Annotated in this window: 18 protein-coding genes; 12 read left to right on the plus strand and 6 right to left on the minus strand. The window is 55.1% G+C overall.

Annotated features, from left to right (window positions below; all coding sequences use genetic code 11):
* Nucleotides 1–39: 39 nt before the first annotated feature.
* From OKB77_RS02785 to OKB77_RS02830, 10 genes are all read left to right on the plus strand, one after another.
* Nucleotides 40–771: a glycosyltransferase family 2 protein gene (locus OKB77_RS02785; protein WP_201951848.1), complete on the plus strand. Its 732-nt coding sequence runs from the start codon at nucleotides 40–42 to the stop codon at nucleotides 769–771.
* Nucleotides 772–1063: 292 nt separating this feature from the next.
* Entirely contained in the window at nucleotides 1064–2179 is a 1116-nt protein-coding gene (locus tag OKB77_RS02790) for a polysaccharide export protein (protein ID WP_270804085.1), read from the plus strand.
* Between the two features lie 235 nt (nucleotides 2180–2414).
* The gene (locus OKB77_RS02795; RefSeq protein WP_201951842.1) at nucleotides 2415–2843 is read left to right on the plus strand and encodes an arsenate reductase/protein-tyrosine-phosphatase family protein; all 429 of its coding nucleotides are present in this window, start codon (nucleotides 2415–2417) and stop codon (nucleotides 2841–2843) included.
* Nucleotides 2844–2905: 62 nt separating this feature from the next.
* Nucleotides 2906–5080, plus strand: coding sequence for a polysaccharide biosynthesis tyrosine autokinase (locus OKB77_RS02800; protein WP_201951829.1), 2175 nt, complete (start codon nucleotides 2906–2908; stop codon nucleotides 5078–5080).
* Nucleotides 5081–5360: 280 nt separating this feature from the next.
* Complete coding sequence (locus tag OKB77_RS02805; RefSeq protein ID WP_201951826.1) at nucleotides 5361–5621, plus strand: hypothetical protein; 261 nt, start codon at nucleotides 5361–5363, stop codon at nucleotides 5619–5621.
* A 57-nt stretch (nucleotides 5622–5678) separates the two neighbouring features.
* Complete coding sequence (locus OKB77_RS02810) at nucleotides 5679–6323, plus strand: YjbF family lipoprotein (protein WP_201951823.1); 645 nt, start codon at nucleotides 5679–5681, stop codon at nucleotides 6321–6323.
* Complete coding sequence (locus tag OKB77_RS02815; RefSeq protein WP_201951820.1) at nucleotides 6320–7066, plus strand: capsule biosynthesis GfcC family protein; 747 nt, start codon at nucleotides 6320–6322, stop codon at nucleotides 7064–7066. The genes OKB77_RS02810 and OKB77_RS02815 overlap by 4 nt, the downstream gene beginning before the upstream one ends.
* Nucleotides 7066–9177, plus strand: coding sequence for a YjbH domain-containing protein (locus OKB77_RS02820; protein WP_201951813.1), 2112 nt, complete (start codon nucleotides 7066–7068; stop codon nucleotides 9175–9177). Before OKB77_RS02815 ends, OKB77_RS02820 begins: the two co-directional genes overlap by 1 nt.
* Before the next feature lie 178 nt (nucleotides 9178–9355).
* Nucleotides 9356–11011 (plus strand): PglL family O-oligosaccharyltransferase, encoded by a 1656-nt coding sequence (locus tag OKB77_RS02825; RefSeq protein WP_270804087.1) that lies wholly within the window; start codon nucleotides 9356–9358, stop codon nucleotides 11009–11011.
* A gap of 557 nt (nucleotides 11012–11568) precedes the next feature.
* On the plus strand, nucleotides 11569–11979 hold the full coding sequence (locus OKB77_RS02830; RefSeq protein WP_005344269.1) for an H-NS family histone-like protein: 411 nt from the start codon (nucleotides 11569–11571) through the stop codon (nucleotides 11977–11979).
* Nucleotides 11980–12513: 534 nt separating this feature from the next.
* Here OKB77_RS02830 and OKB77_RS02835 read toward each other — a convergent pair.
* The 6 genes from OKB77_RS02835 to nadK all read right to left on the minus strand — a co-directional run bounded on the left by OKB77_RS02835 (nucleotide 12514) and on the right by nadK (nucleotide 21322).
* Nucleotides 12514–13878 (minus strand): efflux transporter outer membrane subunit, encoded by a 1365-nt coding sequence (locus tag OKB77_RS02835; RefSeq protein WP_201951811.1) that lies wholly within the window; start codon nucleotides 13876–13878, stop codon nucleotides 12514–12516.
* A gap of 2 nt (nucleotides 13879–13880) precedes the next feature.
* A complete protein-coding gene (locus tag OKB77_RS02840) occupies nucleotides 13881–15884 on the minus strand; it encodes a MacB family efflux pump subunit (protein ID WP_201951808.1) in 2004 nt (667 codons plus the stop codon).
* Nucleotides 15881–17044 (minus strand): macrolide transporter subunit MacA, encoded by a 1164-nt coding sequence (gene macA, locus OKB77_RS02845; RefSeq protein ID WP_043818653.1) that lies wholly within the window; start codon nucleotides 17042–17044, stop codon nucleotides 15881–15883. The genes OKB77_RS02840 and macA overlap by 4 nt, the downstream gene beginning before the upstream one ends.
* 250 nt (nucleotides 17045–17294) lie before the next feature.
* The gene (locus OKB77_RS02850; protein ID WP_040065992.1) at nucleotides 17295–18185 is read right to left on the minus strand and encodes a manganese-dependent inorganic pyrophosphatase; all 891 of its coding nucleotides are present in this window, start codon (nucleotides 18183–18185) and stop codon (nucleotides 17295–17297) included.
* A gap of 335 nt (nucleotides 18186–18520) precedes the next feature.
* A complete protein-coding gene (recN, locus tag OKB77_RS02855) occupies nucleotides 18521–20185 on the minus strand; it encodes a DNA repair protein RecN (RefSeq protein ID WP_139435974.1) in 1665 nt (554 codons plus the stop codon).
* Nucleotides 20186–20437: 252 nt separating this feature from the next.
* Nucleotides 20438–21322, minus strand: a complete 885-nt coding sequence (gene nadK, locus OKB77_RS02860; RefSeq protein WP_005338038.1) for an NAD(+) kinase — start codon at nucleotides 21320–21322, stop codon at nucleotides 20438–20440.
* A 291-nt stretch (nucleotides 21323–21613) separates the two neighbouring features.
* On the opposite strand from nadK, the gene grpE reads away from it, so the two are divergent.
* A complete protein-coding gene (gene grpE / locus OKB77_RS02865) occupies nucleotides 21614–22189 on the plus strand; it encodes a nucleotide exchange factor GrpE (RefSeq protein ID WP_005338036.1) in 576 nt (191 codons plus the stop codon).
* Nucleotides 22190–22487: 298 nt separating this feature from the next.
* The gene (gene dnaK / locus OKB77_RS02870) at nucleotides 22488–24416 is read left to right on the plus strand and encodes a molecular chaperone DnaK (RefSeq protein WP_042053028.1); all 1929 of its coding nucleotides are present in this window, start codon (nucleotides 22488–22490) and stop codon (nucleotides 24414–24416) included.
* Nucleotides 24417–24418: the final 2 nt, after the last annotated feature.

A 24418-nucleotide genomic window follows, 5' to 3' on the forward strand; every position in this document is an offset into this window, starting at 1 on the left:
ATGAATGCGTGGTGTTTAATATAGGAAAGGCTTTTAGCCATGATTGAAACAGTATCAATTATTATGCCTGCTTACAATGCGGAAGCATTCATAGTATCCAGTATTAATTCTGTGTTAGCTCAGACTTATGAAGACTGGAAATTGTATGTTATTGATGATGCATCGATAGACAATACTGAAAGCTTGGTTTTATCTTTTAATGATCCAAGGATTTGTTATATTCGGCAAGTCAGTAACCAAGGAGTATCAATAGCGAGAAATGTTGGGATCTCTGCTGCTCAGGGACGTTATATTGCATTTCTCGATAGTGATGACCAATGGACTAAAAACAAACTAAAGAGCCAATTATTTATGTTGGAAAATGGCTATGACGTCGTCTGTAGCAACTATTCAACATTTAGTAATTCGATAGACTCCACGATATCCACAAGAACTTTCCCTAGTGAGTTTACTTATTCTGATATGCTAACCGGAAATAAAATTGGGAACCTTACTGGTGTGTACAATCAGGAACGTATAGGTAAGGTTTTTCAGCGTCAAGTTGGACATGAAGACTATATTATGTGGCTTGATGTGATGAGCCGCACATCGAAATGTTTCTGTGTGCAAGACAATTTGGCGTATTATAGAGTGTCAGAGAAATCACTCTCTGGAAACAAGTTTAAAGCCAGTTTGTGGCAATGGGATATATATAGAAAACATTTAGGTCTTGGTGTTTTTAAAAGTGCTTACTATTGGCATTGTTATGTATTGAATGCATTGGTGCGTTAGTTTTCTATAGCATATGAGAATTTGGCGTTATTATTGCGGCTCAATTTGTCACAGTTATGTTTATAATTTGGCTGGTTGTCAGTTTGGGCCTGAGTGATTAGAGTAATCCAATCATCAACGATATAACTTGGTTGCATGATAATCATATTTTTATAGATGTTATCTTCCAGAGCCATGCTTACTTTTATTTGGTGATTTTTTATAAATTCCTCTCATATTTATCCGAAATTTCCGCTATCATACGGCGATTTTTCCGTTCAGTTCTTGATGGCAAGCTTAATAAGGTGTGGTAGTGAAAAGGATTCAGCTCATTCCTCTGTTGTCGGCCGTGGCCCTGCTCAGTGCATGTACTGTGGTGCCCGGTACCAATCTTTCCACCAGTGGCAAAACCGAGGTGGCTACAGGTTCCGTTGATGTTGATCAGCTGGCAGATGTCTATCCGGTCACACCGGCGTTGATCAGCCAGCTGCGCAAGGCGCCGGTGGTGGGTAAGGCCAACCCTGAGCTCAATAGCGAGATCAGCCGTTACGAGTACCGGATTGGTGTGGGCGACATCCTCAATGTCACCGTGTGGGATCACCCCGAGTTGACCATCCCGGCCGGCTCTTACCGCAGTGCCAGCGAAGCGGGCAACTGGGTCCATGCCGATGGCACCATCTTCTACCCCTATATCGGCAAGGTGGACGTGGTGGGTAAAACTGTCGCACAGATCCGTACCGATATCGCCAAGCGTCTGGCCCAGTATATCGAGAGCCCGCAGGTGGATGTGAGCATTGCGGCGTTCCGCTCCCAGAAGGTTTATATCTCCGGTGAGGTAACCAAGCCGGGCGCCCAGCCTATCACCAATGTGCCGATGACCCTGCTTGATGCCTTCAATCTGGCTGGCGGGTTGACCCCGACCGCGGATTGGCACCATGTGGTGTTGACCCGCCAGGGCAAGGAGTTCCCGCTCTCCATGCAGGATTTGCTGCAGTATGGGGATCTCTCTCACAATCAGTTGATGCGTGACGGCGACATGCTCTATGTACCGCGCAACGATGCCCAGAAAGTCTTTGTGATGGGAGAGGTCAACAAGGCATCGACCTTGACCATTGGTCGTGAGGGGATGAGCCTGACCGAAGCGCTGAGCAGTGCCGAGGGCCTTAACCAGAATGCTGCCAATGCGACCGGCATCTTCGTATTGCGTCCTGCCGCGAAAGCCCAAGAGAAAGCCGCCATTTATCAGCTCGACCTGAGTGATGCCACTGCGCTGGTGATGGGTACCGAGTTTGCTTTGCAACCTTACGACGTGGTCTATGTCACCACGGCGCCGGTGACGCGCTGGAATCGCGTATTGAGTCAGCTGGTGCCCTCCATCAACGGCTTTAACGAGCTGACCGAAGGCATGCTGCGGGTTCGCAACTGGTAAGGCAGTGATGTTGCTTAACCTCTCCCGCTGGGTTGACGTGTAGCTGTACTCCCTCAGGGAGACGGCATTGAGGGGGGCTGATGCCTCCCTTATCTCCGGTTGTTTGTTGCCTTGATACGGAGACAAACGGGGAGGATAGGGCAGGGCAGTATGCCCTCTATCCGCCTTCCTTCAGGAAGATGCACGTAGTGAGGGGCGGTGGCTGCAGATTTTATTTTTAGAGAGCGACAGCGATATGTTTGAAAAAATTCTTGTGGTGTGTGTGGGCAATATTTGCCGCTCCCCAACCGGTGAACGACTGCTTCGCGAGCGTTTGCCCGGCCGTCAGGTCAGTTCTGCCGGGGTCAGTGCCCTGGTTGACAAGCCGGCCGACAAGGTCGCGAGCGAGGTGGCAGAGCAGCATGGTCTTTCCCTTGAGGGACACGCGGCGCGCCAACTGACCCGCGAGCTCTGTCAGGATGCCGATCTGATCCTGGTGATGGAGAAAGGGCATATCTCTGCCGTCACGGCTATCGATCCGGGGGCCCGTGGCAAAACCATGCTGTTTGGCCACTGGCAGGGGGAGAGTGAAGTGCCCGATCCCTATCGTCTGAGCCGGGAAGCTTACGAACATGTTTACCAGCTGTTGGTACGTAGCGCCGATGGGTGGGCGAAAAAACTGTAACGACATCCGCAGCGTCTGGTGGTGTTTGGGTTGTATCTGACAATAAAAATGGATTGTGTTTAATGACGACTTCTTCTGTTTCGTCCCGGCAGAGCAGTGCCGCGGTGGAGAATGACGAGATCGATCTGGGGCGCCTGCTGGGTTACCTGATCGATGGCCGTTGGTGGATTGTGACGATCACCACTCTGTTTATGGTTCTTGGCGTTGCATACGCCCTGTTGGCGACCCCGGTCTTCAAGGCAAACGCCTTGCTGCAGGTGGAGAAAAAAGCCAGTGGTGCCGCGCTGCTCGGGGATATGGCTGATGTATTGGGCGGTGAACAGCCCGATGCCGCCGCCGAGATTGAGCTGCTGACTTCTCGTATGGTGCTTGGCCGTACGGTACAAGAGCTTCACCTCGATACCGTAGTGACACCCAATTTCTTCCCGCTGGTTGGCCGTGGTCTGTCACGGCTGATGGGGCACCCCTATCCCAAGATGGCGGTAAGCCGTTTTGAAGTTGCGCCTGAATTGCTGGGGACGCCGTTGACGCTGACGGTTGACGCAGACAAACACTTTACCCTTGAGGTTGAGGGGCGGGTGCTGGAAGGTCAGGTAGGCAAGCTGCTTGAGAAAGAGGATGTCACCCTGCTGTTGTCTGATGTGGCAGCCGCTGAAGGGCAGGTCTTCACGCTGGTCAAACAACCTGCTCTGGATGTGATTGCCGAGTTGCAGCGCGATCTTCAGGTCAGTGAAAAGGGCAAAAATACCGGGATCATCTCGCTGGCGCTGGAAGGGGATGACAAGGGCCGCATTCGTGCAGTGCTCGACAATATCAGCCAGAACTATCTGCAGCAGAATGTGGTACGCAAGACCGAAGAGGCCCAGAAGAGCCTGGATTTCTTGCAGACGCATCTGCCTCAGGTCAAAGAGGAGCTGAATCGTTCTGAAGAGCAGTTGAATGTTTATCGCCAGCAGAATGAGTCGGTCGATCTGTCGCTGGAAGCGAAAGCCGCACTGGATACCATGGTGGGCCTCGAGAAGCAGCTCAATGAGCTGACCTTCCGGGAAGCGGAGTTGCAGCAACTCTATACCCGCCAGCACCCCGCTTACATCGCCCTGATGGAAAAGCGCCAGACCTTGATGAATACCAAAAATGCGATCAACAAGTCGATCAAGCGTCTGCCAAAAACCCAGCAGGAGATTTTGCGTCTGACCCGTGATGTGCAGGTTGGTCAGGAGATCTTCGTCCAGCTGCTCAACAAGCAGCAGGAGCTCAATATCATGAAGGCGGGCACCATCGGCAATGTGCGGATCATCGATGATGCCGTTGTTGAGACGAAAGCGGTCAAGCCGAAGAAACCGTTGATCGTGGTACTGGCGACCCTGCTGGGTGGCATGCTGTCGGTGGGGTTGATCCTGGTGCGCGCTGCTTTCCACCGTGGTGTGGAAAGCCCGGAACAGTTGGAAGAGATGGGGCTGTCGGTCTATGCCACTATCCCCTACTCCTCTGAGCAGGCCACCATCGAGCAGCAGCAGAAGAAGCGGCGACAGGCAATGCCTCTCAACGAGGCCTTGCTGGCTGCGCGAAATCCGGCCGATCTGGCGATGGAGTCACTGCGTAGTCTGCGAACCAGCCTCCATTTCGCCATGATGGAAGCCAAAAACAACATAGTGATGATCTCTGGCCCAGGCCCGGGTCTTGGCAAAACCTTCGTGTCGACCAACTTTGCTGCCACGTTGGCTCTGGGCGGCAAGAAGGTGCTGGTTATCGATGCCGACTTGCGCAAAGGCTATATGCAGAAGGTTATGGGGCAGGAGATGGGCGCTGGTCTGAGTGCCTATCTGGCGGGTCAAACAGAGCTGGCACACGTTGTGAGCCAGACCGGGTTTGATGGCCTTGATTTTGTCTGTCGTGGGGCTGTGCCACCCAACCCTTCCGAGCTGTTGATGCACCCTCGTTTCAAAGCGCTGCTGGATTGGGCGAGCGAGCACTACGATTTTGTCATCGTTGACTCCCCTCCCATCCTGGCGGTCACCGATGCGGCCATCGTTGGTCAGCATGTGGGGGCATCCTTGCTGGTTGCCCGCTTCGCCAAGACTGCGGTCAAAGAGGTGGAGGTGGCCATTCGCCGCTTCGAGCAAAACGGGGTCGCTATCAAGGGGATCTTGCTCAACGCGGTCGAGAAGAAGGCGAGCAGTTATTACGGTAACTACGGATATTATCAATACAGTTATGGCAGCAAGGAAAAAGCCTGACATTCTGTTTGGATAACCGCAATAGGTGAATGCAGGGTGCGTCTTCATGGCGCACCTTTTTTATGACCACCATAAAATAGTTTTCGAATGCAACCTGTATTTCAGTGCAATAATAGCGTCCCGATGGTATGCTATATTTGCAATTATCTATGTTTACAATGAGTTACTTAACTTTATGTGAACATGGCAATGCGTTGGTAAAGGGATATATGGTAATAGCATTGTTGTCATGCCATATTTTCTCCGAGCCACAAGTAGACAATAAACAAGGAAAGATGAAATGAAAAAAACCGCCCTGATTCTGGCTGCTGCCATGGCATTCTCTCATGGTGTGATGGCTGCTGAAGAAACTGCTTCTACTGCATCCACCGGTTCTGCCGGCGCCGCAGGTGCTGGTGCTGCCAGTACTGCTGCCATCGGGACTGGCACCATTGTTGCCGTTGGTGTAGGTGCTGCGGTTATTGCTGGTGTTGCCATTGCAAATGCCAACTCCAACGATGATGCCGGCCGTGGTACCGGAACCACAACCAGTACTCGTTAATATGATATAGGGCTGCTTTGGCAGCCTTATTTTTTTATATGTCACTGTGGTCACTCTATGTCTTTATCGCGCAATCTTGTTTTTCTTGGTTTGTTATCTCTCACCGGTTGTTCAAATACTGCTTCTGTGACGAGCGAAACTATCAAATATGCCGTGTTGGGGGCTGATGATGTGACCGTCAGTGCCGAGCATGTCAATAAACTGCCTTATGCAAGCGCTTATCTGAAAATCGGTGATAACCCGCGGATCTTCGTGGTATTGGCTTATGTCAATGGAGATGAACTCTCTTGGCTGACAGCCGACCGGGTCATGATTATTACCCGCCACGGTCGGGTCATTAAAACTGTCGGTATGGAAAATGACCTGGTCATGAGCGAGAGTGGTTCTGCCGACCCACTGTCGATGGCTGCCACCTCATCTGCCAACTGGAGTACCTTGTCAGAGTGGGAACAGCGCTATCTCAGCGGCTACCGTCTTGAAGGGAAGATGGTCCGTGCCGGACAGGATGAGCTGGATCTGGTGACGCGCCGAGTTTCAGCTACGCGTTTTGAAGAGACGGTTTCAATGTTCCCGGGGGGGAAATCCTGGACCAACGTTTTCTGGCGAGATCCGGTTAATGGACAGGTAGTAAAAACCCAGCAACATCTCGGCCCTGATCTGCCGGTCATTGAACTCACCATTTTGAAGCCATTCTCGTCATGAAAAAACTGACCCTATCTCTTTTATTGCTGTCCGGAGCTTGCTTCGCGGATACCAGTGTCAGCATTTACTATCAGGGGCGTCTTCAAGATCCCATCACCTTGAGTGAAGGGACACGCCTTGATGCCTTGCTGAGAAACAAGCTGCTGCCATCACCCATCTATTGGCGCTCTGCCCAGATTACGACGCCGGCCCGTCAACATGAGTTTGAGCTCAAGCAGGCGGCGGTGATCCGTGAGTTGGAGAGTCTGGCGAGCATATGGCGTAGCGAAGGTGAGGCTCAACGAGCCTCTTCTGCGGCTCGTCTTGCACATCAACTCGAAGGCATCACCGTTACCGGCCGCTTGCCTGTGATAGTTGATCCTGACAATGCCCAGCGCTCCCCGCAGGATAACCCTCGCCTGGAAGGCAACTACCGACTGTTTGTTGCTGCCCGCCAGCCTCAGGTTGCCATGTTTGGCCTGATGGAAGCGCTCCCCACGTTGCCTCTGGTTCCCGGTGCAGGTGTTGATGAATATTGGAAGCGTGATGCGCTGCTGGAGGGGGCCGACTCTGCTCATCTGCTGTTGATCCAGCCAACCGGTGATATTGATATGGTCCCCGTTGCCGTCTGGAACAAGCTTCATCGTGAACCCATGGCGGGGGCTGCACTGCTGGTCGGGTTTGATCCTGACCTGTTGCCCTCTTCATTTGCCGGAATAAATCAGCGGATCGCCGAGATAATTGCAAACAGGGTGCCTCATTAATGATTCCAAAACTTTCATATATAGCCCTGGCCGTCTCGACCGTTTGTGTTGCTGCACCCGGGGCGAATGATCCCTATGGCCCATCGCAAAGTGATTTCGGTGGGGCAGGTCTGCTGCAGATGCCCAGTGCCAGAATGGCCGCAGAAGGCGAGTTCAGTTTCAACTACATGGATAACGAAGAGTATCGACGCTGGTCGATCTCCATGCAGCCCTTTGACTGGTTTGAGGCCACGCTGCGTTATACCGATGTCAGAACTCGCCTGTATAGCCCTTACGAGCAGTTCAGCGGGGATCAGACTTATAAAGACAAGTCGATGGATTTTAAATTCCGACTTTGGCAAGAGTCTGATTACTTACCCCAAGTATCATTGGGCTTCAGAGACTTGATGGGGACAGGCCTGTTCGATAGCGAGTACGTTGTTGCCAGTAAACGTTATGGCCCGTTTGATTTCACCCTTGGAATGGGCTGGGGGAATATGGCCGAGAGCGGCAATATCAAGAACCCCTTCTGTGAATACAAAGAGAGTTGGTGCCAGCGTAATGATGGTTATGCGGGCAATGGCGGCAAATTTGAGGTCGATAGTCTGTTCCACGGCCCGGCGGCCTTGTTTGGCGGTATCGAGTATCAGACGCCATGGCGCCCTTTGCGTCTGAAACTGGAATATGACGGTAATGATTACAGCCGTGAGTATGCAGCCCGTAACAGCAAAGGCGGCTATGGAGCCTTGCCGCATAGCTCACCAGTCAACATAGGTGCCGTGTATCGTATTTTCGATAATATGGATACTCATCTCAGCTATCAGCGTGGCAATACCCTGATGTGGGGTATTACTATGCGGACCAACTTTAATGAGTTGCAGCAGGCCCATCTGGATGAGCCCCGGCCTGAGTATCAACCGGAAAAGAGTCCGGCCCAACTGGATGATGTCGATTGGGCTGCACTCAGTGGGCAGACGAAAAGCAATGCCGGATATCGTGATCTGGTCTGGTATGGCACGGACGATCGTGTTTTTGTCAGCGGTGAGCAGCTGAAGTATCGCAAGCCAGATGAAGCCGAAGATCGAATGTCATTATTGGCCGCGAATGCGTTGCCCGCTTCGGTTCACTCTCTGCATATCGTTGAGCAGAAGAAAGGGCTCGATATCCGTGAGACTGTAGTGGACATGGACTCTGTACGGTTGGCAAACAGTGACCTCCCATTGGGACAAGAGACTACTTATAAGTCGGATGTCATCGCAGCCAATGCACCGTCGGCACCTGTTCGCCATGAAAGTCGCAGCTCGGCGCTGAGTTACAGTGTGGATCCTGTGTTGAACCAGTCTGTTGGGGGGCCGGAGTCTTTCTACATGTATCAGCTTGGTCTCAACTTCAATGGTGATTGGCGGGTGACCGAGAAGAACTGGCTGGGGGGCACAGTATTTGTGAACCTGGCCAATAACTACGACAAGTTCAATTACAAGAATCCACCGCTGGACGGGGATGCTTTGCCCAGGGTGAGAACCTGGATCCGGGAGTATGTCAGCTCCTCCGATGTATTGCTTAACAACCTGCAAGCGACCCATTTCGAGCAGTTCTCACCTGAGTGGTATGGTCAGGCTTATGCCGGTTATCTGGAGATGATGTACGCCGGTGGTGGTGCCGAACTGCTGTATCGTCCTTTTGGTCGTTCATGGGCGATTGCGGCTGATGTGAACTGGGTCAAGCAACGGGATTGGAACAATACCTTGCGGATGGCCGATTACGATGTGGCAACAGGCCATGTGACCGGTTATTGGCAACTGCCCTATGTTGATGATGTGACTGCCCAGCTCTCTATTGGCCGTTATCTGGCAGGGGATGTCGGGGCGACACTGGATCTGTCCAAACGCTTCTCATCCGGCGTTGTGGCAGGGGTGTTTGCAACGCTGACTGATGTGTCTGCTGATGAGTATGGAGAGGGGAGTTTCACTAAAGGTATCTATGTGACGATTCCCTTCGACTTGATGCTGCTTCGCCCGACAACCAGCAAAGGCTCGATTGGCTGGATGCCATTGACCAGAGATGGGGGCCAGATGTTGGCCAGAAAATACAGTCTTTACAGTTTGAGTAGCAACGCATCATTCCCTGACTAATTAATGCTATAGCTTGAGTAAAGCGCTCTGAATATGGTTGTATGAAACACCATTTTTTCAGAGCGCTTTTTTTATGGCTACATTTCCGTCCACCGGGTCATCAGTGCTATCAGCCCATCGGGAAAAGCGAGTATTTTTTTTCTTCTGGGGGATAAGCATACTTTGGTTGGGACTTGGAATGCATTTTTTCATGCATAACCCGGGTGGGGCAGGTCTCTATCTTCCTTTCAACGCATGGGGATGGATATTTGCTTCTTTGATGATCTGTCTGGGGTTGTGGCATATCACGTCGAAAGGCGAATTGGTATCCAGCAGGCTCTTGCAAGTTTGGGGGGGGGCGATTGTATTGATGCTGCTACCCATGGCGTGGTCTGACGCCACCTTGCGTGATTACGCACTTCCTCGCCTCGGTGGTCTTGTCGGCGGCGGATTATTTCTCTTCTCGCTCTATCAGTTCCGTCTTGCACCGAAGGCGCGTCAACAGTTATTGACGCTTATGCTGGTCGCGATAGCTATCGAAATGACCTTGGGTCTGGTGCAGTATTACCTGCTAACACCGGGCAATTGGCTTGGCTATGACACCAAAGCAAATCGTCCCTATGGCATTTTTCAGCAACCCAACGTGATGGCCAGTTTTATGGCCACCGGTTTGTCTCTGGCTGCTTGGCTAAATACCCTCAACCAACATCGATGGCTGAAGGCACTTCAGGGGTATGTGATCGTTGGTTCAGTGGTATTGCTGATTGTTCTTCAATCCAGAGTTGGGCAACTGGGTGGAATATTGGCTTTGCTGATGATGCTTCCCTGGTTGAAGAGAAACCACGCTTTGAAGGTGACTCTTTCATGTATCTTATTGGGCGTGCTGTTCGGACTCGCATCTCTGTATGGTGTGGAAGGGGTCAAGCGGGGTCTTTCTGTCTATCAGTCGGGGGGATATCGTACGATTTATTGGTCGTATGCATTGCACCTGCTGTCACAACATCCTTTTACCGGATGGGGATATGGTTCTTTCGAATCTGTATTCCTGCATAACTATATGGCAGACAAGTTATTGAATCCGGCAATGCCACAGATTGAGTACAATCTTGATCATCCTCATAATGAGTTGCTTTATTGGGCTGTTGAAGGGGGTATCTTGCCAGTCATCGGGCTCTTGGTGATGGGCGCCGCTGTGATATGGCGTGTAGTGGGTCAATCCTGGTCGCATGGATTGGCCTTATTGGCATTAGTCGTACCCATTACACTTCATACCCAGGTCGAATATCCCCTCTATCACTCCATTGCTCACTGGATTTTTTTATTGATGTTGGTCTGGTATATCGATGAAACCTGTGGGGCAGACGCGGCCAGAGGGATAGCCGTATACCGTTACCCCCATAAGTTGTTGTTACGCTTTCTGGCGGTTTCCATCCCCTTGTTTATCGTACCATTCATGTTGACTGCGCTTCATACTGCCTGGGTCGTCACCAAATACGAACGGGGGGGGTATAAGGAGCCAGCATTGTTGCTGGATATTATTAATCCAATGGCTTGGTTGACGCGGGTTGAGTTTGATGTAAATGCGGTACGATTGATGGTGGGTTTACAGACTCAGAATAAGACCGAACTGGAAGCTTACCTGGCATGGGGGCAAGATTTTGTTCGCCATACACCCAGAGCAAATATCTACGCGAACATGGTTGTTGCATTGAATGCGTTGGGGCGCCCTGACGAGGCTCGTAATTTAAGAGCCGAAGCGCTCCGTTGGTATCCAAAAGAACCATTGCTGATTGAGGCAACCTCTAAACCAATGGTCAGTGGTGTGGATACGTTACCTACTGGAGCTGCCAACTAAGGCTTGGAAAATGGGATATGAGACAATCATAGCGGCTTGTCTCTATCCCGTTATAGCTGTAAGAATGAACCTGTGGTTTCCGTGTAAAAGGTAAGTTGGAGGGAGAATGCATCTTTAGTCGCGCGCCTTTTTTATGTTCATTGGGTTGTTTTTAACTTGTTGTTTTTAAATGATTTTAATCCCTGGCGCGATCGATTGGGTGATATGACGCATGGTCTTAATCTGCTCATGATGCGAGCAGGCATCGTTCTATTTTTTTATGCAGGTACTGCTCAGGAATCGTTTGACGCACTAGTTGCATTTTCTGAAAAATGTTGATGGCAATTACCCTGAACCTCATATTAATAGTTTCAGATGTGTATGTTCGATTTGGTGGTGATATCAAAAGAGATGTCTAGGCGAGATAGGTTTAATGGGTGAAAGCGTGAGTTTGTTGGCAAGTTTATTTTCATATTCTTTCCAAGTATGCCCTGATAGTAAAAATTGCATGTAGTTATGAATTGTCCATGCTATTCTGAAACAGTTATCCCTGTAACCGACTTTTTTGTGAGGAAATAATGAACGAGTTTCTGAAAGTTCTGCTGAACATTCGCAGTTTGCGTGCGGCTATTCGTGAGCTGCCGTTTGAGCAACTGCTGGAAGCTAAAGAGAAGTTTGACCTGGTTTACCAAGAGCGCGCCGATTCTGTTGAACAGGAGCGTGCTGAACAGGAAGAGCGTCAGCGCAAGCTGAATGAATTCACCGAAATGCTGCAGCAGGCGGGTATTGATCCTCGTGAGCTGTTGGCGACTGCCGCAGCTCCGGCTGCTGCGACTGGCGCTGCCAAGAGCAAGCGTGCTCCGCGTCCGGCTAAATACAAGTACGAAGAAGATGGCCAGGAAAAAACCTGGACCGGTCAAGGCCGTATGCCGAAAGCCATTGCTGCTCAAGTAGCACTGGGTAAAGACCTGAACGATTTCCTGATCTAATTCTTCAGGTTCAGAGATTGAATAATGCCGCCTTTGAGCGGCATTATTTTTGCCGTTTTACTCGTGGTTATCCAATCTGCCCCTTCGCCCCATTGTTATCTACATCCTCGCTTGTATCCTTTTTACCGTCGTTTCACTTCACTGTTACTTTGCTCAATATCACTCATTGTTTACGATTAATTTTGTCGTGCAGAATTAACTGCGTGATATCGCTTTTTGTATGCGTCGTGCAGATATGCGCTTCGGATATGTCTCTCACGATTCACGGGGCGCCGCTCGGCGAGAGTCGAGCTCTCTGCTGATGGAATATCCGGTAATCGTTATCTCCACAGGGTGCGTGAGGTATAGAGGTGGTCTCAAGGTATGGCCGGGATATTCTGGGTCGCCGATGCATGTAATTGGATCGGCTGCCGTAACTGCCCCTGATGATGAGCAATGGCGTTCGTCTGCCGTGTGGGCGAGGGAATTCGGTGCGGTCGATGGCGATGGTATTCCCCACTCTACAGGCAGAGTGGGGAATATTGGGGGGAGGCGTTATCGGGGCGCCACGCTATCGCTGCCACCCAGGGCGCGATAGATTTTGGCAGTGGTGGTGAGCTGCTCTTTTTGCTGGGCCAACAGGCTCTGCTGGGTATCCCACAGTCGGTTCTGCTCATCGAGCCAGGCTTGCACGCCGGTCGCACCCGCCTGGAAGCGAGCCTTGGCAAGGCGTTCGGCCTCCCGGGCATAACTCAGCTGCTCCTGCAGATAATCGAGTCGCTGCTGGCCATAGTGGCGTGCGGCCAGATTGTCTTCCACCTCCACCAGTGCGGTGTAGAGCTGTTTGCGAAACTCGGTTTCAGCAATCTGGTAATCCAGCTCTGAGCTTTCGATGGCGAGCTGGGTGCGGTTGTATTCAAGAAAGGGGAGGGCGAGGCTGGCTCCCAGCGTACCGACCGGATTTTGCAGCACCTGCGCCAATCTATCGGATGCGGTGCTGGCACTGCCGGTCAGGGTCAGGCTGGGGTAGAAGCTGGTGCGGATCTCATCACCTTTAGCCAGCGTCTTGCGCAGCCGCAATTCGGCCGCTTTGACATCGGGGCGGCGTGCCAGCACATCGGCCGGAATACCCACCGCAAGTTCAGGAATGGTCTGTTTTGCAAGTGAAGCGGGTGCATACTCCAGCGGCCCGCTGCTGCGGCCCAGCAACAGACGCAGGGCATTGCGAGCCTGCTCCTGCTGCGCCTTGAGGGAGGCCAGCTCAGCCTGTTTTCCGGCCAACTGTTGGCGTGCCTGCGCCAGATCGAGCCGGGTGATGGCGCCTGCCTGGTATTTGGTCTGGGTCAGCTGCTCGGTACGGATCAGATTGGCCAGCTGCTGTTCCCCAAGGGTGATGGCAGAGCCGAGATAGCCGAGCTGCCAATACTGCTCCAGGGTATTGCCGATCAGCAGTAGTCGGGTGCTGGCGAGATCCTGCTCGCTTGCCGCCGCCTCCCAGCTTGCCTGATCTCGTACCGAGGCAAGCTTGCCCCACAAATCTACTTCGTAACTGAGGCTCAGCGAGGGGCCCAGACTGTTGGTGCCTTTGCCGGTTTTCAGATCCTTGTTGCCACTGGCTGCGATAGTGCCATTGACCGAGGGGGTGAGGTTGGTATCGGCCTGCTCGGCGCCCAGTCTGGCGCTTTTGAGCTTGAGGGCCGCCACATGCATGTCCGGGTTGGCGGCTAGAACCGCCTCGACCAATTTGTCGAGTTGGGGATCATGAAATTCCTGCCACCATTGGCCTGCCTGCGCAGCCAGTTGGGCGCCCTCTGCTTGTTGCCATGTGGGGGCGATCGCCAGTTCGGGTCTTTGATAGGTGCTGTGCTGACTGCAGCCGCTGAGGGCCATAGAGAGAGCCAGCCAGGAGAGTTTGTGCATCGTTATTCCCTCGCCAGTGCGACAACAGGGTCGAGCCGCGCCGCATTGCGTGCCGGCAGGTAACCAAACAGGATCCCGATGAGTGACGAGCAGCCAAAGGCCATCAGGATGGAGAAGAGCGAGAACTGCATCTTGATGGAGTCCACCAACAGTGAAAAGAGCGCACCAATGCCTAGCGAGAGGCCGACGCCGAAGATCCCCCCCAGCAGGCTCACCATCACAGCCTCAATCAGGAATTGCTGCAGAATATCCGACTGGCGGGCGCCCACGGCCATGCGAATGCCGATCTCGCGGGTGCGCTCGACCACCGACACCAGCATGATGTTCATCACGCCCACCCCGCCGACGATCAGCGAGATCACCGCGATGGCCGAGACCATCAGGGTCATGGTGGCGGTGGTTTTTTCCACCGATTTGATGATGCTGTCGCTGCTGAAGGTGAAGAAATCCTTCACCCCGTGGCGCTTGGTGATCAGCTCGATCACCGCCTGCTCGGCCAGTGCCGGTTGTACCCCGTCTTTGACCCGGATGGTGATCTGGCTGAAGTGGTGCTGCGAGATGAGGCGACTCATCACCGCGCTGTAGGGCAGCCAGATATTGACCGACTGGCTGGTGGGGCCGAAGCCGGTCTCCTGCGAAACCACACCGACAATCCGCACCGGCAAGGTGCCGACCAGTACCACCTTGCCGACCGGATCCTCCTTGCCAAGCAGGCTGGTGATGCTCTTCTTGTCCACCACGGCAACAGCGGCACGCTGCTGGATATCTTGCCACTCCAGTAAGCGACCACTGACCAGCGTCATCCCCTTTACCTTGAAATAGTCGTTGCCGACACCGGTCACGTTGCCGCTGTTGGTCTTGTTGCGATAGCGCAACTGGCCTGAGCTGCCTATCTCGGGGCTGGCGCCCGCAAGATAGGGTTGCCCCAACAGGGCATCGAGATCCCCCTTGTTGAGGGTCTGGATGCTGGCCATCTTCTCATCGCCCCATCCTTTACCCGGGAAGATTTCTATGGTGTTGGTGCCCATCGCATTGATCTGGTCGATCACCTTGGCGCGCGCCCCTTGCCCCAGCGCCACCACACTCACCACGGCGGCGATACCGATGATGATGCCGAGCATGGTGAGGAAGGTGCGCATCCGGTGGGCGAGCATGGCATGCATCGCCATCCGTCCCGCTTCCCGATAACGATCCCAGTCGTGACCCATGGCGCCTGTAGTGGGCACTATTTTTTGAGGGGCAGTGGTTGTGGTTGTGGTTGTGGTTGTGGTTGTGGTTGTGGCTGGAGCCAACACGGCCGTTTGGCAGGGGCCGCTATCTTGTTCAATCCGACCATCCTTGAGAGTGATGATCCGGTCAGCATGGCTGGCCACGTTCATATCGTGGGTGACCAGAATGATGGTGTGGCCCTGAGCGTGCAGCTCCTTGAGGATCGCCATCACCTCCTTGCCGCTCTGGCTATCCAGTGCGCCGGTCGGTTCATCGGCGAGGATCACTTCGCCGCCATTAGCCAGCGCCCGGGCGATACTGACCCGCTGCTGCTGACCGCCGGAGAGCTGACCCGGGGTATGGTGGCTGCGATCGGCCAGCCCCAGTCTGTTCAGTAGCTGACGTGCGCGCGCCTGGCGATCCGGGCGGCTGGTGCCGGCATAGACGGCGGGGATCTCCACGTTGGCGGCGGCATCGAGATGGGGCAGCAGGTGGTAGCGCTGAAAGATAAAGCCGAAGTGGTGGCAGCGCAGGCGGGCCAGCGCCAACGCATCCATGGTGGCGGTGTCCTGACCGCGAAACAGATACTGGCCGCTGCTCGGGCTATCGAGACAACCCAGCAGATTCATCAGGGTCGACTTGCCGGAGCCGGACGCGCCGACAATGGCGATCATCTCTCCTGCCGAGATGGTGAGATCAAGAGGGTGGAGCACGGTGACTTCGCTGTCGCCGCTCTGGTAGCGTCGCTCGACCCCTTTCAGCTGGATCAACGGCAGCTGGTTCAGGGGCTCACTCATAGCATCACCGCCATCTCATCATTGTCGGCGGGGGCTCCGTGATTGAGCTGCACCTCCTCCTTCTCACTCAGCCCGCTGATCACCTCAATGCGGATCTCGTCCTTCATACCGGTCTTGATATGACGGGTTTCGGTTGTCTCATCGTCCTTGATCACGGTGACTTCATACTCGTTGTCACCCAACGACTTGCCGAGGGCGGTTTGCGGCACAGTGAGCACCTGCTTGCGCTCGCCGAGCACAATGGTCACCTGGGTGGTCATTGCGACCCGCAGGGTATGGTCGGGATTGGGTACATCGAACAGGGCGTAGTAGTAGACTGCCGCATTGCTGGTGGTGGTACCTGTGGTGGCCTGATCGTTGATGTTGGTAGGCGCTAACTCTACGGCGCGAAGGGTACCCTGATAGCGGGTATCCGGATCGCCGATCAGGGTGAAGTAGACCGGCATGCCGGCTTTGACCTTGGTGACATCGGCTTCGGAGATCTGCGCCTTGACCGTCATGGTCTCGAGGTTGGCCAGCTTGAGCACGGTCGGCACCGTCTGGCTGGCAGCCAGGGTCTGGCCCTGACGGGTCACAATGCTGATGACGGTGCCATCCATCGGCGCCAGGATCTTGGTGTAGCCCAGCTCGGTCTTGGCCCTATCAACCTTGATCAGGGCGTTGTCGATATTGGCCTGGCTGTTTTGCAGTTCGGCGCGGGTGACTGCCAGCAGTGCCTCGGCACTTTCCAGATCGGCCCGTGAGCTCGCCTCCTGCTTGAACATCTGCTGCTGGCGCCGCCAGGCGAGCTCGTTCTGTTTGAGTTGTGCCTGCTTGATCTTGAGCTGGGCGCGGTTGCTGGCAAGCTCCGCCTCGGCCGTCTTGAGGTTGTTCTGGGCAATCAGGGGATCGATCTCGGCCAGCAGGTCTCCCTGCTTGACCTGATCACCGGCCTCGACGGCCAGCTTGGTGACTTGACCGGAGACCTGGGCCCCCACATCCACCTGCTCTACGGCCTGTAGCACACCACTGGCCAGCACGGTCTGGGCAATATCCTCGCGGGTCACCTGAGCGGTCAGCATCGCCTTGGGTGGTTGACTGGGCCAGAGCAGCCAGCCGAGGAGCACCACGGCGATCAGCATGGTGATGGCCAGGGTTCTCTGCTTGGGGGTTATGTTCATCGATCACCTGAATGGAAACGGAAAAGGTTGTGCGCGGCGATTATCCTGCAGCAAAGCCCTGATAAAGAACAGCCGCAAATATGTAAGCAAAGTTATGGCGTTAACTGTCAATAAGCCATGAAAGGAGTAAGCGAGAGACCGCAGTGGTGAGCAAGATGGTCAGCAAGAGGATAGGGAGTACGGCTGGCGCTGGCGATGAAAAAGCCCTGCGCAGAGGCAGGGCTTTGGAATAGGTAATGGCGAGGGAGGATCAGGCCTTGGCCAGCAGATCCATCACCCAGGGCAGACCCTGCTTCTTGCGGCTGACAAAGCCCGGGTGGTAGCTGGACTCTGCCGGTACTTTGGCGTGTTCGGTAAAGTAGATTCGGCTGGCAGCCGCAGTCAGGTCAGTCACCATCAACACGAAGAAGTCGAGCCCTTCGCTCGCCACGCGCTGGGCCATCTCCTGCTGCAGGGCTGGCAGGTGCTCGGCCAGCTGCTGTTCGCTGCCCACTTCGATCTGGCTCATGATGAAGTTCAGACCTTCGGCCTGGAATGCTTTCTCATCCTGCTGCAGCAACTGCGCAGGAGTGAGGCCGCTCAGGTCGGTTTTTGCCATCAGCAGCTGTTGACCGAACTCGGCCAGCGATACTTCTGCCAGCGGTGCCAGACGCTCACAAGCGATCTTGTCCTGCTCGGTGGTGGTCGGTGAGGTGAGACAGAGGGTGTCGCTCATGATGGCACCCAGCATCAGGCGAGCCTGGCTGCGGGTCACGGTACCTTGCTGGCTCAGCAGATCGAAGGCGATGGTGCAGGTACAGCCGACGGCCCGGATCCAGGCATCCAGCGGGGACTGAGTGACCAGAGTGCCGAGACGGTGGTGATCCACCAGACCCAGTACATTGGCTTGTGCCAGTGTGGCGGGGCCCTGTTCCAGATCACTGAAATCCACCAGCCAGACATCTTCACCGGTCAGATCTTTGGTCAGCAACTCGGGTTCGCTGACGCCAGCCTGCTCCAGAATAAAACGGGTTTCAGTGCGCAGGTCACCCAGACGCCATGGGGTGGCCTGACGGCCCTGGCCATTGAGCCAGTCGGTGATAACCAGCGCACTGCAGATACTGTCGCTATCAGGATTCTTGTGACCAAAAACGTGGATCATAGACAAAGCCTCACAATTGGATACCCATAAAGGGGGGCAACACTATGCGAAATCCGCCACATGAAGGCAACCGGATCCACGCCCATGTTGCTGCCAGCTTCGCCTAACTCGCCATTTTATTGATCTGGGTCGGTAATCCTGACGCGAGTTCGGTTCTCACAGTTGGCTATTGGCTATTGGCTATTGGCTATTGGCTATTGGCTATTGGCTATTGGCTATTGGCTATTGGCTATTACTGGCTGCGCAGGCCATAGCTCTCGCCTGTGCCTGCGCAGTCAGCATGTTCGGTCAGCGCTATCAGTCGCCATCGCTGCAAATTGGCTTTATCACCTGATTCATCGACGCAGCAGCTCGCGGGCATTGGCCAAGGTGTTGTCGGTGATCTGGTCGCCACCGAGCAGGCGTGCCAGCTCGTTGAGACGGGCGGTCTCATCAAGGGCACTCATTTGGGTTTCGGTGGTTTTGCCATCGGTATGCTTGCTCACCACCATATGCTGGTGGCCGTTGCCTGCCACCTGAGGCAAGTGAGTGACCACCATCACCTGAGTGGACTCGCCGAGCTGGCGCAGCAGGCGACCCACCACGGCGGCAGTCGGGCCGCTGATCCCCACATCCACTTCGTCGAAAATCAGGGTCGGGGTGGAGACCTTGCGGGCGCTGATCACCACGATGGCGAGGCTGATGCGCGACAGCTCACCGCCGGAGGCCACCTTGCCAAGCGGCTGGATCGGTTGGCCCGGGTTGGTGGTGACCATAAATTCGACCCGATCTATACCCAGCGGAGAGAGGCTGCTCTGGGCATCGGGGCGCACCTCGATGGCAAAGCGGCCATCGGGCATCGCCAGTTCATGCATGCTGCTGGTCACCTTGGCGCCAAGCTCCTGGGCGTAACGCTGGCGGCTCTGGCTCAGGGCTTCGGCGGCCTGGACAAACGCCTGACGGGCCTCAGCCAGCTCATCTTCCATCCCCTCTAGACGTTCCTCGTCGGAGTTGAGGCGGGCGAGATCAGAGGCCAGCTCCTGATGGTACTGAGCCAGATCTGCCGGTTTGACATGGTGCTTGCGGGCCAGATTGATCGCCTTGGAGAGGCGGGCCTCCAGCTCGTTGAAACGTTCGGGATCCAGTTCCAGCCGATCGAGGTAGCTACGCAGTTCGCTGTGGCTCTCCTGCACGCCGATCAGCGCTTCGTTCAGCATCTCCAGTACCGGAGTGAGGCGGCTGTCCATGCTGACCAGCCCCTCGGCCCGATCGACGGCTGATTGCAGCAGCCCTGCGATAGTGGTCTCTTCGTTGTCATAGAGCAAATCGAGGCAAGCGCCGCACTCTTGCATCAGCTCTGTGCCGTTGGCGAGACGCTGGTGCTCCTCCTCTATCTCTTCGAACTCCCCTGGTTGCAGGGCAAATTCGTCCAGCTCCTGCACCTGGTACTCGATCAGCTGGCGGCGGGCTTCCCGCTGCTGCTGCTCGGCCTTGAGCCGGTTCAGCTCGTTTTGCAGTTGGCGCCACTGCTGATAGTGCTGGCGCACCTCGTCGAGCAGCAGATGGTGACCGGCATAACCGTCGAGCAGAGCGAGCTGGTAGTCGGGTTTGAGCAGCATCTGGTGGGCATGCTGACCGTGTACGTTGACCAGCAGCTGGCCCAGATTCTTGAGCTGGGTGAGGGGGACGGGCACGCCGTTGATATAGCTGCGTGAACGCCCCTCGGCTGAGATGACTCGCCGCACGATACACTCACCTTCGTTTTCCAGCTCGTTGGTGGCGAGCCAGGCGCGGGCGGCCGGGTTGTTGTCCAGCAGGAAGCGGGCGCTGACCTCGCTTTTGTCGCTATCGGGTCGCACCATGCCGGCTTCTGCACGCTCTCCGAGGCAGAGACCGAGAGCGTCGATGGCGATGGATTTACCGGCACCGGTCTCACCTGTGATGCAGGTCATCCCCGGTTGCAGATCGAGTTCGAGAAACTTGACGATGGCGAAGTTGTTGACGGTCAGCTGGGTCAGCATGGTCTCATCCTGTATAGGTCAACATTACTGTGTATGTATCCAGTATATACTGGTCTTATATACAGTAAAGAGGGCGCCGCCATTTTTAACACAGGAAGGGGGGAGCCAGTGTGGTATGGCTATGAAAATGCGGTACTGACTATTGGGACGCGGTACGGATATGAGAATGCAGGGGACGTTGCCACGACAAAAAAGAGAAGGGCGCCAATTCAGGCGCCCTTCTCTGGCAATGCCGTTGTCGGTCAAAGCTGATTAGAACAGCTTGCTGCCCCAGCCGAGCTTGTTGCGCAGCACGTGGAAGTAGCTGTAGTCGAGGGGATGCACCAGATGAAGCTGGTGGTGGCTCTTCTTGATGAGGATCTCGTCCCCCGGGTGGACCGCCAGGGTCACCTGACCGTCACAGCTGACCTGCATGGCATCGTCCTGATTGTCCGGTGATACCAGCAGCCGTACTTCGCTGTCGGCATCGAGCACGATGGGGCGACTGCTGAGGGTATGCGGGAACATGGGCACCAGCGTTATAGCGTTGAGCTTGGGGGTGAGGATGGCGCCACCTGCCGACAGGGAGTAGGCGGTGGAGCCGGTCGGAGTGGCGACTATGATGCCGTCCGAACGCTGGCTATACATAAAGCTGCCATCGATATAGACCTCGAACTCGATCATGTGGGCGATCTTGCCCGGGTGCAGTACCGCCTCGTTGACCGCCAGATTGCTCGACTTGCGCTCGCCGTGGCGATAGACCGAGGCTTCCAGCAGGAAGCGGTGTTCGCTCTTGTAGTGACCGGAGAGCACCTGCTCCAGCGGCAGCAGGTAATCTTGTGGCGAGAGATCGGTCAGAAAGCCGAGGTTGCCCCGGTTGACCCCGATCACCGCCACATCGAAGCGCGACAGCACTCGCGCCGCCCCCAGCATGTTGCCGTCACCGCCGACCACGATGGCGAGATCGGCCTGCTGGCCCAGTTGCACCAGATCCATCACGTTTTCATCGAGGATGCTCAGGGTCTGGGCGACCCGGCTCTCCACCAGAACTCGAAAGCCGCGGGCGGTCAGGTATTGATGCAGGCCGGTCAGCGTCTGGTTGGCCCCCTCATGGTGGGGTTTGCCAATCAGGGCGATGGTTTTGAACGGAGAATCCATAGTCAGTCAGATCTGGGATGGGTATTGCGGGCCAGTATACAGTGCTTTGCTCCGCTTGTGACGCTCTCCCGTGTGACGGGGCTGGCTATCCCCTTGAGGCTACTGGTTAAACGGTGAGCGGTAACCCGGATAAACCGACGGTTGCGGCTATTCAGCAACCCAGATTGCCCTTTACCCCTTGAAAGCCGGGGATGCATCCCCATAATAGCGCCAACATAGTCGGTCTGTTGTCGTCCGGTCGCTCAACCAGACGTCAGGGCCCTCATAAGTAACCCCGGAATTGGAGATGTCATGAACCACGAAGAGCAAAAGGTTGAAGCGATGGAGCAAGTGGAAGCCCAGCCAGTCGAGCCGACCGATGTAGACAGTGAAGTGACAGCCGAACAGGCCCGCATTGCCGAACTGGAAGCGCAGCTGGAAACCGCCATCCAAAAAGCAGCGGAAGAGCGTGAACGCGCCCTGCGTACCGCCGCCGAGATGGAGAACCTGCGTCGTCGCACCGAGCTGGATGTGGAGAAGGCGCACAAATTCGCTCTGGAGAAGTTCGCCAATGAACTGCTGCCGGTGCTGGACAACCTTGAGCGAGCCATCGAACTGGCCGACAAGGAGAACGAAGCCCTCAAGCCGATGATCGAAGGTGTCGAGCTGACCCTGAAATCCATGCAGAGCGGCGTGGCCAAGTTTGGTCTGGTGGCGCTCGACCCGATCAACCAGCCGTTTGACCCCAATGCTCATCAGGCGATGAGCATGGTGCCGAGTGCCGATGTGGCCCCGAACACTGTCATCGCCGTAATGCAGAAGGGCTATGACCTCAACGGTCGGGTGATCCGTCCGGCCATGGTGATGATCGCCAAAGCGGTCGACTGATTGGCTGTGGGTGCCCGAGCCCGCCCTGTGGCGGGCTTTTTGTTTCGCAGTGCACCCCCTGCTCATCTTGCCCGGTTTTACGGCTCAACGTGACCGCGCAACCATGACAAAGGGTGTGGTTTTTTAGGGGTGGGGCTTGAAGCTGCGTCTGGCGACCCCATATAGGTAGCAAGGCCGCGGCGGCACAAAAAATTTGATGCCGGGAGCTTGAAAGCCAGATTGGCAGCCCCCACCTAGCCGTTAACGCATTAAGGCGAGTTCCTCGCCAGTTTATTCAAAGTATTTGGAGATTCGTCAAATGGGTAAAATCATCGGTATTGACCTGGGTACTACCAACTCCTGCGTCGCTATTCTGGATGGCGACACTGCTCGCGTGATCGAGAACGCAGAAGGCGATCGTACTACTCCGTCCATCATTGCCTATGCCGATGATGGCGAGATCCTGGTTGGTCAGCCGGCCAAGCGTCAGGCCATCACCAACCCGAAAAACACCCTGTTCGCCATCAAGCGTCTGATCGGTCGTCGTTTTGAAGATGAAGAAGTGCAGCGTGACCTGAAAATCATGCCGTACGCCATCGCCAAAGCTGACAACGGCGACGCCTGGGTTGAAGTGAAGGGCAAGAAAATGGCACCGCCGCAGATCTCTGCCGAAGTGCTGAAGAAGATGAAGAAGACCGCCGAAGACTACCTGGGCGAGCCGGTAACCGAAGCCGTTATCACTGTTCCGGCCTACTTCAACGACGCCCAGCGTCAGGCTACCAAGGATGCCGGTCGCATCGCCGGTCTGGATGTAAAACGCATCATCAACGAACCGACTGCTGCTGCATTCGCTTACGGCGTGAACAAGGTCAAGGGCGAGCGCAAGGTTGCCGTATATGACTTGGGTGGCGGTACTTTCGATATCTCCATCATCGAGATCGATGAAGTGGAAGGCGAAACCACCTTCGAAGTTCTGGCGACCAACGGTAACACCCACCTGGGTGGTGAAGACTTCGACAACCGCGTCATCAACTATCTGGTAGACGAGTTCAAGCGTGAGCAGGGCATCGACCTGCGCAACGACCAGCTGGCTCTGCAGCGTCTGAAAGATGCTGCCGAGAAAGCCAAAATCGAGCTCTCTTCTGCCCAGCAGACCGACGTCAACCTGCCGTACATCACTGCAGATGCCACCGGTCCGAAGCACATGAACATCAAGGTGACCCGCGCCAAGCTGGAATCCCTGGTAGAAGACATGGTGAAGGACTCTCTGGAGCCGGTTCGTGTCGCCCTGAAAGACTCCGGTCTGGCAGTTGGCGAGATCGACGACGTGATTCTGGTTGGTGGTCAGACCCGTATGCCGCTGGTTCAGAAGACCGTTGCCGAGTTCTTTGGCAAAGAGCCGCGTAAAGACGTCAACCCGGACGAAGCCGTGGCCATGGGTGCTGCCATCCAGGGCGCCGTACTGTCCGGTGACAAGACCGACGTACTGCTGCTGGACGTTACCCCGCTCTCCCTGGGTATCGAAACCATGGGTAGCGTGATGACTGCGCTGATTGAGAAGAACACCACCATTCCGACCAAGAAGTCCCAGGTGTTCTCCACTGCCGAAGACAACCAGTCTGCCGTGACCATTCACGTGCTGCAGGGTGAGCGCAAGCGCGCCAGCGACAACAAGTCTCTGGGCCAGTTCAACCTGGAAGGCATCCGTCCGGCACCGCGTGGTCTGCCACAGATCGAAGTGACCTTCGACATTGATGCCAACGGTATCCTGCACGTCTCTGCGAAAGACAAAGAGACCAACAAAGAGCAGAAGATCACCATCCAGGCCTCCTCTGGTCTGTCTGATGACGAGATCGAGCGCATGGTACGCGAAGCCGAAGCCAACGCGGCCGAGGACAAGAAGTTTGAAGAGCTGGTACAGGCTCGCAACCAGGCTGATGGTCTGGTCCACTCCGTACGCAAGCAGATCACCGAAGCCGGTGAAGCCCTGCCTGCCGACGACAAGACCAAGATCGAAGCTGCTCTGAGCGAGCTGGAAGTTGCCATCAAGGGTGACGACAAGGCTGCTATCGAAGCCAAACAGCAGGCTCTGCTGGAAGCGTCCCAGAAGCTGATGGAAATTGCCCAGCAGCAGGCTCAGGCCCAGGGTGCAGCCGGTGCTGATGCCGGTCAGTCCTCCTCTTCTGCCAAGGCTGACGACGACGTAGTCGACGCCGAGTTCGAAGAAGTGAAAGACGACAAGAAGTAAGC

It is taken from the genome of Aeromonas sp. Y318-3, from assembly GCF_027706185.1.
In the GTDB taxonomy this organism is placed as follows: Bacteria; Pseudomonadota; Gammaproteobacteria; order Enterobacterales; family Aeromonadaceae; genus Aeromonas; species Aeromonas veronii.

Coding starts and splice junctions, on each gene's coding strand:
- OKB77_RS02795 (WP_201951842.1), top strand. CDS start 2,415: ATGTTTGAAAAAATTCTTGTGGTGTGTGTGGGCAATATTTGCCGCTCC.
- OKB77_RS02850 (WP_040065992.1), bottom strand. CDS start 18,185: ATGATCCACGTTTTTGGTCACAAGAATCCTGATAGCGACAGTATCTGC.
- dnaK (WP_042053028.1), top strand. CDS start 22,488: ATGGGTAAAATCATCGGTATTGACCTGGGTACTACCAACTCCTGCGTC.
- OKB77_RS02825 (WP_270804087.1), top strand. CDS start 9,356: ATGCATTTTTTCATGCATAACCCGGGTGGGGCAGGTCTCTATCTTCCT.
- macA (WP_043818653.1), bottom strand. CDS start 17,044: ATGAACATAACCCCCAAGCAGAGAACCCTGGCCATCACCATGCTGATC.
- OKB77_RS02830 (WP_005344269.1), top strand. CDS start 11,569: ATGAACGAGTTTCTGAAAGTTCTGCTGAACATTCGCAGTTTGCGTGCG.
- recN (WP_139435974.1), bottom strand. CDS start 20,185: ATGCTGACCCAGCTGACCGTCAACAACTTCGCCATCGTCAAGTTTCTC.
- OKB77_RS02820 (WP_201951813.1), top strand. CDS start 7,066: ATGATTCCAAAACTTTCATATATAGCCCTGGCCGTCTCGACCGTTTGT.
- OKB77_RS02835 (WP_201951811.1), bottom strand. CDS start 13,878: ATGCACAAACTCTCCTGGCTGGCTCTCTCTATGGCCCTCAGCGGCTGC.
- OKB77_RS02805 (WP_201951826.1), top strand. CDS start 5,361: ATGAAAAAAACCGCCCTGATTCTGGCTGCTGCCATGGCATTCTCTCAT.
- grpE (WP_005338036.1), top strand. CDS start 21,614: ATGAACCACGAAGAGCAAAAGGTTGAAGCGATGGAGCAAGTGGAAGCC.
- OKB77_RS02800 (WP_201951829.1), top strand. CDS start 2,906: ATGACGACTTCTTCTGTTTCGTCCCGGCAGAGCAGTGCCGCGGTGGAG.
- nadK (WP_005338038.1), bottom strand. CDS start 21,322: ATGGATTCTCCGTTCAAAACCATCGCCCTGATTGGCAAACCCCACCAT.
- OKB77_RS02840 (WP_201951808.1), bottom strand. CDS start 15,884: ATGAGTGAGCCCCTGAACCAGCTGCCGTTGATCCAGCTGAAAGGGGTC.
- OKB77_RS02785 (WP_201951848.1), top strand. CDS start 40: ATGATTGAAACAGTATCAATTATTATGCCTGCTTACAATGCGGAAGCA.
- OKB77_RS02810 (WP_201951823.1), top strand. CDS start 5,679: ATGTCTTTATCGCGCAATCTTGTTTTTCTTGGTTTGTTATCTCTCACC.
- OKB77_RS02815 (WP_201951820.1), top strand. CDS start 6,320: ATGAAAAAACTGACCCTATCTCTTTTATTGCTGTCCGGAGCTTGCTTC.